The 15,779-nt window shown below is 69.8% G+C and carries 15 protein-coding genes; 14 read left to right on the top strand and 1 reads right to left on the bottom strand.

All coding sequences use genetic code 11. The features are described 5' to 3' along the window. The first annotated feature begins 151 nt into the window (after positions 1-151). The 13 genes from ASL10_RS11755 to dapF all read left to right on the top strand — a co-directional run bounded on the left by ASL10_RS11755 (position 152) and on the right by dapF (position 13,522). Positions 152-1,174 carry a hypothetical protein gene (locus ASL10_RS11755; protein WP_056048114.1) on the top strand — a complete coding sequence of 341 codons (1,023 nt, stop codon included), beginning with the start codon at positions 152-154 and terminating at the stop codon, positions 1,172-1,174. Continuing rightward, complete coding sequence (locus ASL10_RS11750) at positions 1,174-1,935, top strand: ABC transporter ATP-binding protein (RefSeq protein WP_056048110.1); 762 nt, start codon at positions 1,174-1,176, stop codon at positions 1,933-1,935. The genes ASL10_RS11755 and ASL10_RS11750 overlap by 1 nt, the downstream gene beginning before the upstream one ends. Continuing rightward, positions 1,932-3,149: an ABC transporter permease gene (locus ASL10_RS11745; protein ID WP_056048107.1), complete on the top strand. Its 1,218-nt coding sequence runs from the start codon at positions 1,932-1,934 to the stop codon at positions 3,147-3,149. Before ASL10_RS11750 ends, ASL10_RS11745 begins: the two co-directional genes overlap by 4 nt. 54 nt (positions 3,150-3,203) lie before the next feature. Further along, complete coding sequence (locus ASL10_RS11740; protein WP_056048104.1) at positions 3,204-6,053, top strand: DNA translocase FtsK; 2,850 nt, start codon at positions 3,204-3,206, stop codon at positions 6,051-6,053. A 3-nt stretch (positions 6,054-6,056) separates the two neighbouring features. Continuing rightward, complete coding sequence (pgsA, locus tag ASL10_RS11735) at positions 6,057-6,704, top strand: CDP-diacylglycerol--glycerol-3-phosphate 3-phosphatidyltransferase (RefSeq protein ID WP_056048101.1); 648 nt, start codon at positions 6,057-6,059, stop codon at positions 6,702-6,704. Then, positions 6,701-7,192 carry a CinA family protein gene (locus tag ASL10_RS11730; protein WP_056048098.1) on the top strand — a complete coding sequence of 164 codons (492 nt, stop codon included), beginning with the start codon at positions 6,701-6,703 and terminating at the stop codon, positions 7,190-7,192. The genes pgsA and ASL10_RS11730 overlap by 4 nt, the downstream gene beginning before the upstream one ends. A gap of 149 nt (positions 7,193-7,341) precedes the next feature. Beyond that, entirely contained in the window at positions 7,342-7,650 is a 309-nt protein-coding gene (locus ASL10_RS11725) for a helix-turn-helix domain-containing protein (protein WP_056048097.1), read from the top strand. Between the two features lie 70 nt (positions 7,651-7,720). Next, positions 7,721-7,945, top strand: a complete 225-nt coding sequence (locus ASL10_RS11720) for a DUF3046 domain-containing protein (RefSeq protein WP_056048094.1) — start codon at positions 7,721-7,723, stop codon at positions 7,943-7,945. A gap of 294 nt (positions 7,946-8,239) precedes the next feature. Next, positions 8,240-9,301, top strand: coding sequence for a recombinase RecA (gene recA / locus ASL10_RS11715; protein ID WP_056048091.1), 1,062 nt, complete (start codon positions 8,240-8,242; stop codon positions 9,299-9,301). Beyond that, positions 9,298-10,119: a regulatory protein RecX gene (locus ASL10_RS11710; protein ID WP_056048088.1), complete on the top strand. Its 822-nt coding sequence runs from the start codon at positions 9,298-9,300 to the stop codon at positions 10,117-10,119. Before recA ends, ASL10_RS11710 begins: the two co-directional genes overlap by 4 nt. A gap of 37 nt (positions 10,120-10,156) precedes the next feature. After that, a complete protein-coding gene (miaB, locus tag ASL10_RS11705) occupies positions 10,157-11,734 on the top strand; it encodes a tRNA (N6-isopentenyl adenosine(37)-C2)-methylthiotransferase MiaB (RefSeq protein WP_056048085.1) in 1,578 nt (525 codons plus the stop codon). Between the two features lies 1 nt (position 11,735). Beyond that, on the top strand, positions 11,736-12,647 hold the full coding sequence (miaA, locus tag ASL10_RS11700) for a tRNA (adenosine(37)-N6)-dimethylallyltransferase MiaA (protein ID WP_056048082.1): 912 nt from the start codon (positions 11,736-11,738) through the stop codon (positions 12,645-12,647). Continuing rightward, on the top strand, positions 12,644-13,522 hold the full coding sequence (gene dapF, locus ASL10_RS11695) for a diaminopimelate epimerase (RefSeq protein WP_056048080.1): 879 nt from the start codon (positions 12,644-12,646) through the stop codon (positions 13,520-13,522). Before miaA ends, dapF begins: the two co-directional genes overlap by 4 nt. A gap of 42 nt (positions 13,523-13,564) precedes the next feature. Here the strand turns inward: dapF and ASL10_RS11690 are convergent, their stop codons facing one another. Then, positions 13,565-14,185 (bottom strand): class I SAM-dependent methyltransferase, encoded by a 621-nt coding sequence (locus tag ASL10_RS11690; protein ID WP_056048077.1) that lies wholly within the window; start codon positions 14,183-14,185, stop codon positions 13,565-13,567. A gap of 76 nt (positions 14,186-14,261) precedes the next feature. Between ASL10_RS11690 and hflX the strand changes: the two genes are divergently transcribed. Then, positions 14,262-15,779: GTPase HflX (gene hflX / locus ASL10_RS11685; protein WP_056048074.1), on the top strand; the 1,518-nt coding region annotated here is incomplete at its 3' end.

Raw genomic sequence — 15,779 nt, 5'->3', positions numbered from 1 at the left:
CCGTCGTCGTACCCCGGGCGCGAGGCCGGCACTCTGATGGTCCTCGAGGAGGGCATCGCGGGCCCGCAGTCATCCTCGGGGGTGAGGCGGCGACACCCGGCGCGTCGATACGGTGACGTCTGACACGTCAGTACATCGACCGGGGGTAGCCGTGCGCATCGCCAAAGTCTGGGTCTTCCCGATCCTGCGCATCCTGATCTTCGTCGCCATCGCGGCGGCACTCGTCAAGCTCGCGTTCTTCGCGGCGCCGGCCGTCGGCGACGACACCGTCGCCGTGCCGACCGGCGAGCTCGTCGAACCACAGGTCGCCGTGGCCGTCGGCACCATCACGAACGACGTGGTGGTGGACGCGAGCGTCGTCGCCGACCCCGCGGCTCCCGTGCCCGCGACGCTGGCGGGCACGGTCACCGGCGTCGACGTCGTCAAGGGACAGGCGGTCGCGGCGGGGGACCGACTCGCGACGCTCCGGTCCGAGACGCCGCAGGAGCCCCTGGTGGCCGCCGACGGCACCGTGACCGAGCGCAAGCCGATCGTCAAGACGGCCGTCATCACGGCACCCGTGGCCGGGACGATCTCGGCCGTCGCGGTGATCAAGGACCAGACGGTCGTCGTGGGTGACGCGGTCGCGCAGGTCGCGCCTCCCACCTTCCACGTGACGGGGTCGCTCGCCGCGGACCAGCTGTACCGTCTCGTCAGCCGCCCGACCGAGGGTTCCGTCGCGATCACCGGGGGACCGGCACCGTTCCCGTGCACGGCGCTCACCGTCGGGGGGAGCACCTCGTCGTCCGCCGGGCCGGACGACGGCGGGGACGCCGGGGCGCCGACGGGGGACTCGTCGGGCCAGAGCGTCTCCTGCGTCGTGCCGGGCGACGTCACCGTGTTCAGCGGACTCGCCGCCAGGCTGACCATCCCTGCCGGTGTCGCCACCGACGTCCTGACCGTGCCCCTCACGGCCGTGGAGGGCGCGGCGGGCAAGGGCGTCGTCTCGGTCGTCGGAGCGGACGGTTCCACCGAGGAGCGCGACATCACGCTCGGCATCAACGACGGCACGATCGTCGAGGTCACGGGTGGCCTCGCCGAGGGCGACCAGGTGCTCGAGTTCGTCCCGGGTGCCGCCGCCGCACCACAGGGCGACTGCGTCGACCCGGCCACGGGCGCGGACCTCTGCGGCTGATGGCGCTGATCAGGCTCGAGGCGGTCACCAAGACGGTGCCCCTCTCCGACGACCGGACGCTGGACATCCTGACCGGCGTCGACCTCGAGGTCGACGCCGGCGAGCACGTGAGCATCGTGGGTCGTTCGGGGTCGGGCAAGTCCACGCTGCTCAACATCCTCGGGCTCATCGACGAGCCCACCACGGGGACGCACTGGTTCGACGACGTCGACGTACGCTCGATCCGGCGCGGACGGCGCGACCGGCTGAGGGGTGCCCAGGTCGGGTTCATCTTCCAGCAGTTCAACCTGCTCCAGGGGCGCTCGGCCCTCGAGAACGTCATGACCCCCCTGCTCTACTCGTCGGGTTCCGAGTTCTGGCGTCGCCGGTCCATCGCGGGCGAGATGCTCGAGCGCGTGGGTCTCGGTCACCGGGCCGACTCCATGCCCCATCGCCTGTCGGGTGGCGAACAACAGCGCGTGGCGATCGCCCGGTCGCTCGTGCGACGGCCGCGCGTCATCCTCGCCGACGAACCCACCGGTGCCCTCGACGTCGAGACGGGCGCCGGGGTGATGACGCTGCTCGACGGCATCGCGACCGAGAACGAGGCCGCCCTGGTCACCATCACCCACGACCTCGCCGTCGCCGCCCGGGCCTCGAGGCACTACCAGCTCGACACCGGTGTCCTCTCGGCGTCGGTCGACGGAGCTCTCGGAACACCGACGCCGACGTCGTCGTCTCCCGCGTCGACGTCGTCCCTGCGGGACGAGGTCGACGCGTGAGGCGTGTGGTGGCCGACGTGGTGGGGGCTTTCGCCGAGGCCTGGGCCGAACTGCGCGTCAACAAGCTCCGCGTGCTGCTCAGCCTGATCGGGGTCGCAGTCGCCGTCGCGGCCCTGACCGGCGTGGTCGCCCTCGGCGGGCTCGCCGAGCAGTCCTCCCGCGAGAACGCGGAGCGGTTCGGTGGCCGTCCCGCGAACTACTACGTCAACGCCTATTCCAACGGCGCCACGTCGCCGAGCACCGAGGCGATCGCGGACGCCTTCGCCACGACGACGGCACGCTACGGCATCGAGCAGACCAGCCGCGTCGTGTACGGCAATCGAGCCGTCCAGCTGCCCGACGGGGTGACCGAGGTCGGGGCCGTCACGGTCGACGTCCCCTACGGCGAGATGCACCGGGTCGTCATGACGGAGGGGGCGTGGTTCACCGACGGGGACGCGTCACGTCTCGCGCCGCCCGTCATCGTCAACGAGGTGCTCTGGCGGCAGCTCGGCTCCCCACCGTTGTCGTCGCATCCGACCCTGCTGGTCCGAGGGGCGGATTCGGCGACGCTCGTCGTCACCGGAGTCTCGGCCGCGACCGAGTACGACGGTCCGCAGATGTACCTTCTGCCGATCACCGACCACGACCTCGCCCTGGCGAGCTACGGCGCCGAGACCCCGCAGTACGAGATGTGGCTGCCGCCCGAGACCAGCGATGCCCTGAGCGCTCAGGTGGCGTCCGACATGGGGGCCAGCCTCGGCGACGACGTGCAGGTCGACGTGTCGCGACAGGACTACGCCGCAGGCGGCGACGCCGACCCCTTCGGTCCCATCAAGCTGATCATCACCGGGGTCGGTGTGCTCGTGTTGTTGCTGGGCGGTCTCGGCCTCGTCAACATCGCGCTCGTGACCGTCCGTCAGCGCATCCGCGAGATCGGCGTGCGCCGGTCCTTCGGGGCCACGGCTCCTCGGGTCTTCTTCTCGGTCATGCTCGAGAGCGTCGTCGGCACGGTCGTCGCGGGAGCCGTCGGCGTGATGGTGGCCGTCCTGGTCGTCGAGAACCCGACGGTCCAGGGCTTCATCGCGCAGGGCGCCGTCAGCGATCTCCCGCCGTTCCCGGTCGAGGCGGCCCTGATCGGTCTGGCGTCGGCCACGGCGATCGGAGCGGTGGCCGGTCTCCTGCCTGCTCTCGTGGCGATCCGCGTCAAGGTGATCGACGCCATCCGCTACTGACACACACCGGAGCACCTCCGGCCGCTGTCGGTGCCGAGAGGTACCTTGGAGCCCATGGCCACGCCCACCAAGTCGACCGCGCGCGCTCGCTCGTCGTCGCGAGCGTCGCAGACCTCCGGCGTCACGAAGGCGACCAAGAAGCTGCCCGCGTCCCGTCAGCCCGACCCGGTCCCGGACGGTCCAGGGCCGTTGGTGACGGCGTGGATGGGGCTCGCGCACCTGACCGGGGGCGCGTTCCGGCTCCTGGGCAAGGAGTCCCTGGCGAAAGACGAGCGGCGAGACGGCGTGCCGTTCCTGCTCGTGCTGCTCGCGATCGCCGGGGCTGTCGTCGAGTGGCTCAACCCGACCAGCCCCCTCGCAGTCGGCTTCGACGCCTACACCTTCGGCGGGCTCGTGGGGCGGGTGGCCTACGCCCTGCCGGTCATCATGATCCTTTTCGCGGGCTGGCTCTTCCGGCACCCGGCGTCCGTCCACGACAACACCCGCATCGGCATCGGACTGGGCCTGTCCATCGTCTCGATCAGCGCTCTGTGCCACATCTTCGGAGGGCAACCCGAGGCCGCGGCCGGGCTCCGGGCCCTCGCCACCGGTGGCGGCGTGCTGGGTTGGGTCGTGGCGTCCTGGCTCGTCGCTCTCGCCACCGAGTGGGTCGCGGTCCCTCTCGTCGTGATCCTCCTGGCGTTCTCGCTGCTCATCATCACCAAGACGCCGCCGAACCGCATCCACCGCCGTCTGGGCGAGCTCTACTCCTACCTCTTCGGCGAGACGACCTCGGCTGCGGACGGGGCCGACGCCGATCCCGACCTCGTCGACCTGGCAGAGTCCGAGTCGTTGCCCTGGTGGCGGCGGAACAAGGACCAGCGCGAGGACGACCCCGCATACGACACCCCACTCGTGAAGGCGGACGAGTCGTCCGCCACCGAGCCGTCAGGACGACGTCGACGGAAGAAGCCCGTCTTCGAGCCGAGCGTGGACGACGCGGGCAGCGCCGCCGCGGCGGGTGCGGCAGGCTCCGCCGCGCCGACGACGGCTCCGACCGACGTCTTCTCCGCCGACCTCCTCGGCGACCTCGATCGGGCAGAGGACGCCGTCCGTGCCCAGGGGTTCGACGTCCCGTCCGTTCAGCCCACCGCGTCGACCACGGTGCTCCCGGTCGTCCCGGTCGTCCCGGCCGAGCCCGTCGGCGAGAGCGACGCAGCGGCCGACTTCCTGGCGGTCGACCCCGACGAGGCGGCACCGCCCTCTCTCGACGAGGTCGACGACGGTGCCGAGAGCGCCCCGTATCGCCTCCCCGCCGCCTCGAGCCTGTCGGTCGGCGAGCCCGCGAAGGCCCGCAGCGAGGCGAACGACGCGATCGTGGCCGCCATCAGCCAGGTGCTCGACCAGTTCAACGTCGACGCCAAGGTGACCGGCCTCAAGCGCGGTCCGACCGTCACGCGGTACGAGATCGAACTCGGTCCCGGCGTCAAGGTCGAGCGGGTCACCGCCCTGACCAAGAACCTCGCCTACGCGGTGGCCTCCAACGAGGTCCGCATCCTGTCGCCGATCCCCGGCAAGAGTGCGATCGGCGTCGAGATCCCCAACACCGACAAAGAGATCGTCGCCCTCGGCGACGTCCTGCGGTCCTCAACGGCGAGCAAGAGCGTCCACCCGCTCACGATCGGCGTCGGCAAGGACGTCGAGGGCGGCTACGTCGTGGCCAACCTGGCCAAGATGCCGCACCTGCTCGTGGCCGGCGCCACCGGGTCGGGCAAGTCCAGCTTCATCAACTCGATGATCACCTCGTTGTTGATGCGCGCCAAGCCGACCGACGTCCGCATGGTGCTGATCGACCCCAAGCGGGTCGAGCTCTCGATCTACGCCGGTGTGCCGCACCTGATCACGCCCATCATCACGAACCCCAAGAAGGCCGCCGAGGCCTTGCAATGGGTCGTCAAAGAGATGGACATGAGGTACGACGACCTCGCCAGCTTCGGCTTCCGGCACATCGACGACTTCAACCGTGCCGTCGTCGGTGGCGAGATCGTCCTCCCCGTCGGCAGTCAGCGCAAGCTCAAGCCGTACCCCTACCTCCTCGTGGTCGTCGACGAGTTGGCCGACCTCATGATGGTGGCTCCGCGCGACGTCGAGGACAGCATCGTCCGCATCACCCAGCTGGCCCGTGCGTCCGGAATCCACCTCGTTCTCGCGACGCAACGCCCCTCGGTCGACGTCGTGACCGGACTCATCAAGGCGAACGTCCCCTCGCGCTTCGCGTTCGCCGTCTCGAGCGTCACCGACTCGCGGGTGATCCTCGACCAGCCCGGGGCCGACAAGCTCATCGGTCAGGGCGACGGGCTGTTCCTCCCCATGGGTGCTTCCAAGGCCATGCGCGTCCAGGGCGCCTGGGTGCAAGAGAACGAGATCGCCCAGGTCGTGGCCCACGTCACCCGCCAGGCGCGACCCGACTACCGCCCCGACGTCGCCGCGGTGGTCGAGAAGCGCGAGATCGACGGTGACATCGGCGACGACCTCGAGTTGCTCCTCGCGGCTGCCGAGCTCGTGGTCAGCACGCAGTTCGGTTCGACGTCGATGCTCCAGCGCAAGCTGCGCGTCGGGTTCGCCAAGGCCGGCCGCTTGATGGACCTCATGGAGTCGCGAGACATCGTCGGTCCGTCCGAAGGGTCGAAGGCTCGCGACGTGCTCGTCACCACCGAGCAGCTCCCCGGTGTGCTCGCGAAGCTGCGCGGGGGCGACGCGGCCTCCGACGCCGGCGCCGGCCGCGCCTCCTCGGGGTCCTCTTCCGCCGCGCGCGCCGACGCCGGTGACTACGACGGCGATCCGGTCGAGGCCATGACCCGTGGGTACACCGAGGACGACGACGCCGGCAGCGAAGACGCCTGGCACCTGACCGGCAGGGAGTAGACCATGAGCCACGACGACGCCTCCCGCCCGACGGCACCACGCTCGGCCTTCTCGTTCCGAGGGCGGGTGGCCTCGAGAGGGCCCGGGCCCGCCAGCACCGGCAACATCGCGAACGTGATCACCGTCGTGCGCATACTCATGGCGCCGCTGTTCATCGCCTGGTTGCTGATCGACGACGGGGCCGACGGCTCACTCCGCGTCTGGGCCGCTGCCCTGTTCGTCGTCGCGATCCTCACCGACAGCCTCGACGGCATGCTGGCCCGTGGCCTCGACCTCGTGACCGACTTCGGCAAGATCGTCGATCCGATCGCCGACAAGGTGTTGATCGGTGGCGCACTCGTCTCGCTCACCATCCTCGGTGAGCTGCCGTGGTGGGTCACCGCCCTCATCCTCGTCCGCGAGGTCGGCATCACCGTCTACCGCTTCGCCGTCCTGCGGGACCGGGTGATCCCGGCCTCCCGCGGCGGCAAGGTCAAGACCGTGCTGCAAGCCGTCGCGGTGACGCTGGCGCTCTTCCCCCTCTGGAACGTCGTCGGAGAAGGCATGCACTGGGTCAACGGCGTGCTCATGACGGCGGCCACGGTCGCCACCCTCGTCTCCGGGGCGGACTACCTGCGCGTGGCGATGAAGCACGGACGGACCGCCGCATGACCGTGGCTGCCGACCTCGTGGCCGAGTTGACGAGCAGGGGGCTGACGGTCGCCGTAGCCGAGTCCCTCACCGGCGGTGCCCTGGTCGCCGAACTCGTGTCCGTGCCCGGAGCCTCGGCCGTCGTCCTGGGCGGGGTGGTCGCTTACCAGACAGAGCTCAAGCACACGCTCCTCGGAGTCGATCCAGGACTGCTCGCGCGACACGGACCCGTGCATCCCGACGTCGCCGCGTCCATGGCCGTCGGGGTTCGGGATCGGTTGGCCGCAGGCGGTCACCCGGCCGACATCGGTCTCGCGACCACCGGCGTCGCCGGTCCCGACCCCCAGGGCGGTCACGCACCCGGAACGGTCTTCGTCGGTCTGGCGGTGCCCGGTGACGTCCGCGTCGCCGAGCTCTCGCTCGCGGGCGACCGGCAGGCCATCCGAAACGCCACCGTCTCCGAATCCCTCGCAGCACTCGATCGATGGCTGGTCGAGACGAGGGAATAGCCGGCGTTTCGGTCTCGTTACATCTCTCGAGTTCACAACAGGTGCACAGTCCCCGATGGCTACAGTCGTGGTCAGTCGGTCCGAGCACCACCCGCCGTCCCCCATCTGCAACCATCCCGGCAGATGGGTCGTCCCCGAAGGAGGGTCCCATGGTCCTGGTACGTCAAGAAATCGGCGACGTCCTTCGCGACTTCCGTCTGCAGAAGGGTCGCACGCTCCGTCAGGTCGCGAGCAAGGCCAGCGTCGCCCTCGGTTACCTCAGCGAGGTCGAGCGGGGTCAGAAAGAAGCGAGTTCCGAGATCCTCGCGTCCGTCGCGGACGCCCTCGAGACGCCCATCTCGGTCATCATGCGCGAGGTCGGTGACCGCATGGCCGTCATCGAGGGGCTGAACCGGATCCCCGACACGCTTCCGGACGACCTCGTCGCCGAGTTCGACTCCGACCTCGCGGTCCGCTGACCGTCCTTCGTCGCCACGAACGCCCCCGGCTCCCGCCGGGGGCGTTCGTCGTCCGGGGTACCCTCGTCTGATGCGCAAGAGCGAGTTCGCCCGGGCCGTCGAGGACGAGTTCGGAGAAGCCTACGGTCGGGTGGTCACCCGGGATCTCGTGATCCAGTCGCTCGGTGACAGGACCGCCGACCAGGCGATCGCGCAGGGCGAGTCACCCCGCGACGTGTGGCTCGCCCTCTGCGACGCCGAGGGCGTCCCCATGGGCCGTCGCCACGGTGTGGGGTTGCCCGAACCGACGGACTGAGGCGCAGTCCGGTCGGGCGTGTGTTCGACACGCCGAGGCCGATGGGTCGAACACCTGTTCGGACGGGTGGTAGCGTCCTCCACAAGGACGTGGACGAGCGAGTTCTGTACGTCGGGCCCCCACCGCCACTGCGATGTCGGAGGTGGCCCGTAGCGTTTCTCGCATCGACGTCCCGCGTCACCGGCACATGCCGGCGACACCAGCCTTGTCGTAGCGACGACGACCTTGCACTACCGGTCGGCGTCGACGCGACAGCCTACAGGCGCACGGACGACCACCACGAAGGAGAACGACATGCCCTCAGTTGAAAACCGCGAGAAAGCACTCGAGACGGCTCTCGCCCAGATCGACCGCCAGTTCGGCAAGGGCGCCGTCATGCGCCTCGGCAGCGACGAGCGTGCTCCCGTGGCGGTGATCCCCACCGGCTCGATCGCCCTCGACGTCGCTCTCGGCATCGGTGGCATCCCTCGTGGCCGCATCGTCGAGATCTACGGTCCCGAGTCGTCCGGTAAGACGACCCTGACCCTGCACGCCATCGCGAATGCCCAACGCAACGGCGGCATCGCTGCGTTCATCGACGCCGAGCACGCTCTCGACCCCGAGTACGCCAAGAAGCTCGGCGTCGACATCGACGCGCTGCTGGTCTCGCAGCCCGACACGGGTGAGCAGGCTCTCGAGATCGCCGACATGCTCGTCCGTTCGGGGTCGATCGACCTCGTCGTCATCGACTCGGTCGCCGCGCTCGTGCCGCGTGCCGAGATCGAGGGTGAGATGGGCGACTCGCACGTCGGTCTGCAGGCTCGACTCATGTCACAGGCATTGCGCAAGTTGACCGGTGGGCTCAGCCAGACCGGCACCACGATGATCTTCATCAACCAGCTGCGCGAGAAGATCGGTGTCTTCTTCGGCAGCCCCGAGACGACGGCCGGCGGAAAGGCGCTCAAGTTCTACGCGTCCGTACGTCTCGACATCCGCCGCATCGAGACGTTGAAGGACGGTACCGACGCGGTCGGCAACCGCACCCGCGTCAAGGTCGTCAAGAACAAGATGGCTCCGCCCTTCAAGCAGGCCGAGTTCGACATCCTCTACGGTGTAGGCATCTCGCGCGAGGGCAGCCTCATCGACTTCGGTGTCGAGCACGGCATCGTCCGCAAGTCGGGTGCCTGGTACACGTACGAAGGCGACCAGCTCGGTCAGGGTAAAGAGAACTCGCGCAACTTCCTCATCAAGAACGCCGCCATCGCTCAAGAGATCGAGCAGAAGATCCTCGCCAAGCTCGGAGTCGGTGGTGCCAAGCCCGTCGAAGCGCCCGTCGAGTCGATCGAGGCCAAGATCGCCGCTCGCAAGGGCGCATGACCACGCGCGACGACGACGCCACGGGGGCGGGTCCCGCTGTCGACGGCGTCGACAGCGGGCGGCTCGCGCCGGTCACGCCCCTCTTCGGTGTTGCAACCGGATCGTCGACGTCCGGCGAGAGGGTCGCTCCAGCGGCTTCGGACGCTCCGTCCCACGATTTCGAAGCCGTCCTGACGGCCATCAGCGCCCACTGGGTCGGCGACGCGTCCCCGCTGGCCTCGGAGGCCGACCACCCGTCCGCGCGAGGTTCTCGGGCGGGCGCGGCCGGTCGGCCCAAGGCCACCGGGTTCGACGATCAGCCCGATGACGGGCCGGAGGACCTCGAAGCGCAGAAGCGACGGGCGGAGAACGTCAGCCTGCACGCCCTCTCGCGCCGTGGTGTGTCCTCTCACGAGATGGAGAAGCTGCTTCTCTCGCGTGACCTCGATGAATCGGTCGTCGCCGACGAGATCGCTCGGCTCGAGCGGGTGGGCCTGCTCGACGACAGCGAACTGGCCGCGACCCTGGTCCGGTCGAAGCAAGAGCGCAAGGGGCTGGGCCGCGGGGCCGTCACGTCCGAACTCCGCGCCCGTGGAATCGATCCGTCGATCATCGACGAGGCGCTGTCCGACACGGACGACGACGAAGAGCAAGAACGTGCCGACGAATGGGCTCGCAAACGGGCCGGTTCGTTGCGCGGGCTCGACCGCGAGACGGCGGAGCGTCGTCTCAACGGGTACCTGATGCGCCGCGGGTACCGGTCCGAGGTCGTGCGTCGTGCCATCGAGAAGGCCCTGCCTCGGGGTGGCAGCGGTCGTGGCGGCGTCCGCTTCGAGTGATCGGCTCGGGGGTGGCGGCGATCTACACTGAGTCACCATGACGACGGTCGCCACCACCAGCATCCCCTCGCCCGTCGACGGCCCGGCCCGCACGTACGAGGTCCGTACCTTCGGGTGCCAGATGAACGTGCACGATTCGGAGCGGTTGAGTGGTTCACTCGAGGCGGCCGGCTACGTGGCCGCCGACGGAGCCGAGGCCGACATCGTCGTCATCAACACCTGCGCAGTACGCGAGAACGCCGACAAGAAGCTCTACGGGACCCTGGGGACCCTCGCCGGCCTGAAGAAGAAGCACGAAGGCATGCAGATCGCCGTCGGCGGGTGCCTGGCCCAGAAAGACAAGGACGTCATCCTCGACAGGGCGCCGTGGGTCGACGTCGTCTTCGGTACGCACAACATGGGTGCCCTGCCCACGCTGCTCGAACGCGCGCGGCACAACGACGAGGCCCAGCTCGAGATCCTCGAAGCGCTCGACGTCTTCCCTTCGACCTTGCCGACCAAGCGCGAGTCCACGTACAGCGGCTGGGTCTCGATCTCGGTCGGCTGCAACAACACCTGCACCTTCTGCATCGTCCCTTCGCTCCGAGGCAAGGAGAAGGACCGCCGCCCCGGCGACATCCTCGCCGAGGTCGGGGCGCTCGTCGACGACGGGGCCGTCGAGGTGACGCTGCTCGGGCAGAACGTGAACTCGTACGGTGTCGAGTTCGGCGATCGACTCGCCTTCGGCAAGTTGCTGCGGGCCGTCGGCGCGATCCCCGGGCTCGAGCGGGTGCGCTTCACCAGCCCGCACCCGGCGTCCTTCACCGACGACGTCATCGCCGCCATGGCCGAGACGCCCGCTGTGATGCCCCAGTTGCACATGCCCCTGCAATCGGGGTCCGACCGGGTGTTGCGGGCCATGCGACGCAGCTACCGCAGCGAGAAGTTCCTCGGCATCATCGATCGTGTGCGCGCGGCCATGCCCGACGCCGCGATCAGCACCGACATCATCGTCGGGTTCCCCGGCGAGACCGAGGACGACTTCGCCGAGACCCTCCGGGTCGTCGAACGATCCCGGTTCGCCTCGGCGTTCACGTTCCAGTACTCGGTGCGCCCCGGGACACCCGCGGGCGAGATGGCCGACCAGATTCCCAAGGCCGTCGTCCAAGAACGGTTCGAGCGGTTGACGGCCGTTCAGGACCGCATCTCGGCCGAAGAGAACCGTCGCCAGGTCGGGCGTCCCGTCGAGGTCCTCGTGGCCACCGGCGAGGGGCGGAAGGATGCCTCCACCCACCGTCTCTCGGGTCGTGCCGAAGACAGCCGTCTCGTCCACTTCGAGGTGCCGACGGGTGCTGCCGTTCCGCGACCCGGCGACGTCGTCAGCGTGAGGATCACCGACGCCGCGCCGTTCTACCTGCTCGCCGATGCGGTCGATGGGCCCGAGTCCCTCTACGAGGTCCGTCGCACGCGCGCGGGCGATGCCTGGGACGCCGCGCAGGCCGCCTCGTGCGGGGTGCCGTCCGGGGGTGACGCGACCCGCGCCTCCTCGGCTCGGCCGGCGAGGGTGAGCCTCGGTCTGCCCACGCTGCGGGTGGCGACGACGCCGATCTACAGCACGACCGACGACCTCCGCTGACGTGCTGGTCGCGATCGTCGGGGCGACCGGCACGGGGAAGTCCGCCTTCTCGCTGGACCTCGCCGAGGCACTGTCCGCCCGGGGCGAGACGGTCGAGATCGTCAACGCGGACGCCATGCAGCTCTACCGGGGCATGGACGTCGGCACGGCCAAACTGCCGGTCGCCGAACGGCGAGGCTTCGCGCATCATCTCCTCGACGTCCTCGACGTCACCGACGAGGCGAGCGTCGAGTGGTATCAACGCGAAGCCAGGGACCTCATCGACGGCATCGTCGCGCGCGGGGCGGTGCCGGTCCTCGTCGGTGGGTCCGGGCTCTACGTCTCGAGCGTGTTGTTCGACTTCCGGTTCCCCGGCACCGACCCTGCGATCCGGAGTCGCTACGAGGCGATCGCCGACGAGCGGGGGCCAGGGGCGCTGTACGACTTGTTGAGAGAGCGTGATCCGGCGTCCGCCACGTCGATCGGGCCCTCCAACGCCCGACGTCTCGTCCGGGCGCTCGAGGTCGGGGACCTCACCGGACGTCCCCTCTCGGGAACGCTGCCCGAGAAGTCGTCACCGTGGCGGCCGTCGAGCGTCTTCGGCGTGGCCGAGGAGCGCCCCGTGCTCGTCGAACGTCTCGACCGACGCGTCGACCAGATGTGGCGAGACGGCCTCGTCGACGAGGTACGGGGTCTGCTTCCCCTCGGGCTCGAGCGAGGGGTCACGGCGAGCCGGGCGATCGGTTACGCGCAGGCCGTCGCCCAGATCCGGGGTGAGCTCGGCGAGGGGGACGCCATCGATGCCACGGCGGCCCTCACCCGTCGCTACGCCCGCCGCCAGGCGAGCTGGTTCCGCCGGTACGACGACGTCGAGTGGTCCCGCTCGGGCGACGCCCAGGCGGTCGACCGGGCCGTGGCTAGAATCCTGGGGTGACCACCACGCTGCAGTTCACCAAGGGGCACGGCACGGGCAACGACTTCGTCTTGTTCACCGATCCCGATGCGGGCACCGACCTGAGCCCTGCCATGATCCGGGCCCTGGCGGACCGGAGGTTCGGGGTGGGCGGGGACGGGGTCATCCGTGCGGTCCGCACGGCGGCGTTGTCCACCGAGGCGGGCCTGCTCGAGACCGAGCCGCGCGCCGAGTGGTTCATGGACTACCACAACGCCGACGGCAGCCCGGCCGAGATGTGCGGCAACGGCATCCGTGTCTTCGCGCGCTACCTCCTCGAGCGGGGGCTGGTCCAGCTGGGCGAGGACGACGTGCTCGTCGTCGGCACGCGGGCCGGCGCGCGTGAGGTGCGTCGTGACGGCACGGGCTTCCGCGTCGACCTGGGGCCGTGGAGGCTCGGCGACGACGATCCGGTCGTGCGGGCGCGCGAGCTGCACGCGGCGCGTCCCGGCCTGCCGATCTCGGTGGGCAACCCCCACGTGGTGGTGGCACTCGCCGGCGACGACGAACTGGACGGTCTCGACCTGACCTACGTGCCGATCGTCGACCCGGCCCCGGCCGACGGGGCGAACGTCGAGTTCGTGGTCCCGGCGGACCCGCTCGTGGTCGACGGGCTGGGTCGCATCCGCATGCGTGTCCACGAGCGGGGCAGCGGCGAGACCCTGTCGTGCGGCACCGGTGCGGCAGCGGCCGCCCTGGCGACGCGGTACTGGGCAGGAGCCTCGGCACCCGAGGCCTGGTTGGTCGAGGTCCCCGGCGGCGTCGTGGGCGTGTCGGTGAGTCATCACGCCGATGGTGAGCACGTCTCACTCAGCGGGCCGGCCGAACTGGTCTTCACCGGCGCGCTCGAACTCTGAGCCGCGCCGGGGGCGGCGTCCAGATCTCGGCGAGAAGTCCGATCAGTCGGCGTCGCTGAGTCGCTCGGCACGCAAGATCCGGTATCCCTTGCTGGTGGAGGCGCGGGTCACCTCCACGACGCCGGTCATGGTCTCGTTCATCCAGCGCTGCAGGGAGTCGGCCCCCAGGTTCTTCTGCACGACCAGCCACGCGTCCGACCCCGCGTCGAGGCGGGGGAGCCACCGTTCGAGCAGGGAGTGCAGCTCGGCCTTGCCGACCCGGATCGGCGGGTTCGACCAGATCGTCGCGAAGCGCAGATCGTCGGGAACACCGTCGGGGGTCACGGCGTTGACGTTCTCGAGGCCGACCGACCGCGCGTTCTCGCGCACGAGGTCGAGCACTCTCTCGTTCACGTCGACGGCCCAGACCGTCGCGTCGGGTGACGACAACGCGAGGCTCAGTGTGATGGGGCCCCACCCGCACCCGACGTCCAGCAGATGGCCCGCCCTCGGCGGCGTCGGCGTGCCCCCCAGCAGGACCGAGGTGCCCGGGTCGACGCGGCCGGGGCTGAAGACGCCGGCAGCCGTGGTCAGGGTCAGCTCCCGGCCCGCGAGGACGACCTCGATCGTCCGGGGCTTGGCCGCGCTGCCGGGCTGGGGGGAGAAGTAGTGCTCGCTGGCCATGGTCGCCAACCTACCGAACATCCGGCAGGGCCTCGCTCCCTGCTCTCCGCACACCGAAAGGGTTAGTATCACCCCGATGACAGACCACACCACGACCCCGCTCGATCCGGAGCGGAACGACCAGCCCGACGACGTCGTCGCGCGCGTGCTCGATCGTGCAGCCCAGAGGGCATCCGGCTACACCGTGTTCTCGCCGGCTCAGGCCATCCAGACCCGCTCGTTGCACCACGACGGCGACTCCGACGGCGATCAGTCCGAGCGCGACGACCGCCAGGCCCTCCGCCGCGTGGCGGGCCTGTCGACCGAACTGCAGGACGTCACCGAGGTCGAGTACCGGCAGTTGCGCCTCGAGAACGTCGTCCTGATCGGCGTCTACTCGCAGGGGTCGATGGCGGACGCCGAGAACTCCCTCCGTGAACTCGCTGCCCTGGCCGAGACGGCTGGGGCGGTCGTGCTCGACGGACTGCTGCAGCGACGGCCGAACCCGGACCCGAGCACCTACCTGGGCAAGGGCAAGGCCGAAGAACTGCGGGGAACGGTCGCGGCCCTCGGCGCCGACACCGTCATCGCCGACACCGAGCTGGCCCCCAGCCAGCGACGCGCCCTCGAGGACGTGGTCAAGGTCAAGGTGATCGACCGTACGGCGGTCATCCTCGACATCTTCAGCCAGCACGCCAAGAGCCGGGAGGGCAAGGCGCAGGTCGAACTGGCCCAGCTCGAGTACCTCCTGCCCCGTCTCCGCGGTTGGGGCGAGTCGATGTCCCGCCAGGCCGGTGGACAAGTCGGAGGCGCGGGTGCCGGAATGGGCAGCCGCGGGCCCGGTGAGACCAAGATCGAGCTCGACCGGCGCCGCATCCACACCCGCATGGCCCGGCTCCGCAAGCAGATCAAAGAGATGAAGCCTGCCCGCGACGCCAAGCGAGCCAACCGTGACCGCAACGAGGTGCCCACCGTCGCCATCGCCGGGTACACGAACGCCGGGAAGTCCAGTCTCCTGAACCGGTTGACGAGTGCGGGCGTCCTCGTCGAGAACGCGCTGTTCGCGACCCTGGACGCGACGGTCCGCAAGAGCGTGACGGCTGACGGTCGTCCCTTCACGTACGCCGACACCGTCGGATTCGTCCGGAACCTCCCTCACCAGCTGGTCGAGGCATTCCGATCGACGCTCGAGGAGGTCGAGGCGTCCGACGTCATCGTGCACGTCGTCGACGGGTCGCACCCCGACCCCGCCGCCCAGCTCGCCACCGTCCGAGACGTCATCGCCGAGGTCGACGGTCGCGACATCGCCGAGATCGTCGTCTACAACAAGAGCGACCTCGTCGACGACGACCAGCGTCTCGTCCTGCTCGGGCTCGAGCCGACGGCGGTCTTCGTCTCGGCACGGACAGGTGAGGGCATCGACGAGCTGCTCGCCCGCATCGCAGCCGTCCTGCCCGAACCCGAGATCGAGCTCGACCTGTTGGTGCCGTACGACCGCGGCGACGTCGTCTCCCACCTCCACGACTCGGGCCGCATCGTCAGCACGGACTACGAAGAAGAGGGCACCCGCGTCCACGCGCGTGTCTACCCGAGTGACGTCGCCGGGCTCACGCCC

Source organism: Frigoribacterium sp. Leaf8, assembly GCF_001421165.1.
GTDB lineage: Bacteria > Actinomycetota > Actinomycetes > Actinomycetales > Microbacteriaceae > Frigoribacterium.
The sequence above is the reverse complement of the archived record's forward strand: the minus strand, read 5'-3'. Positions and strand labels throughout refer to the sequence as shown.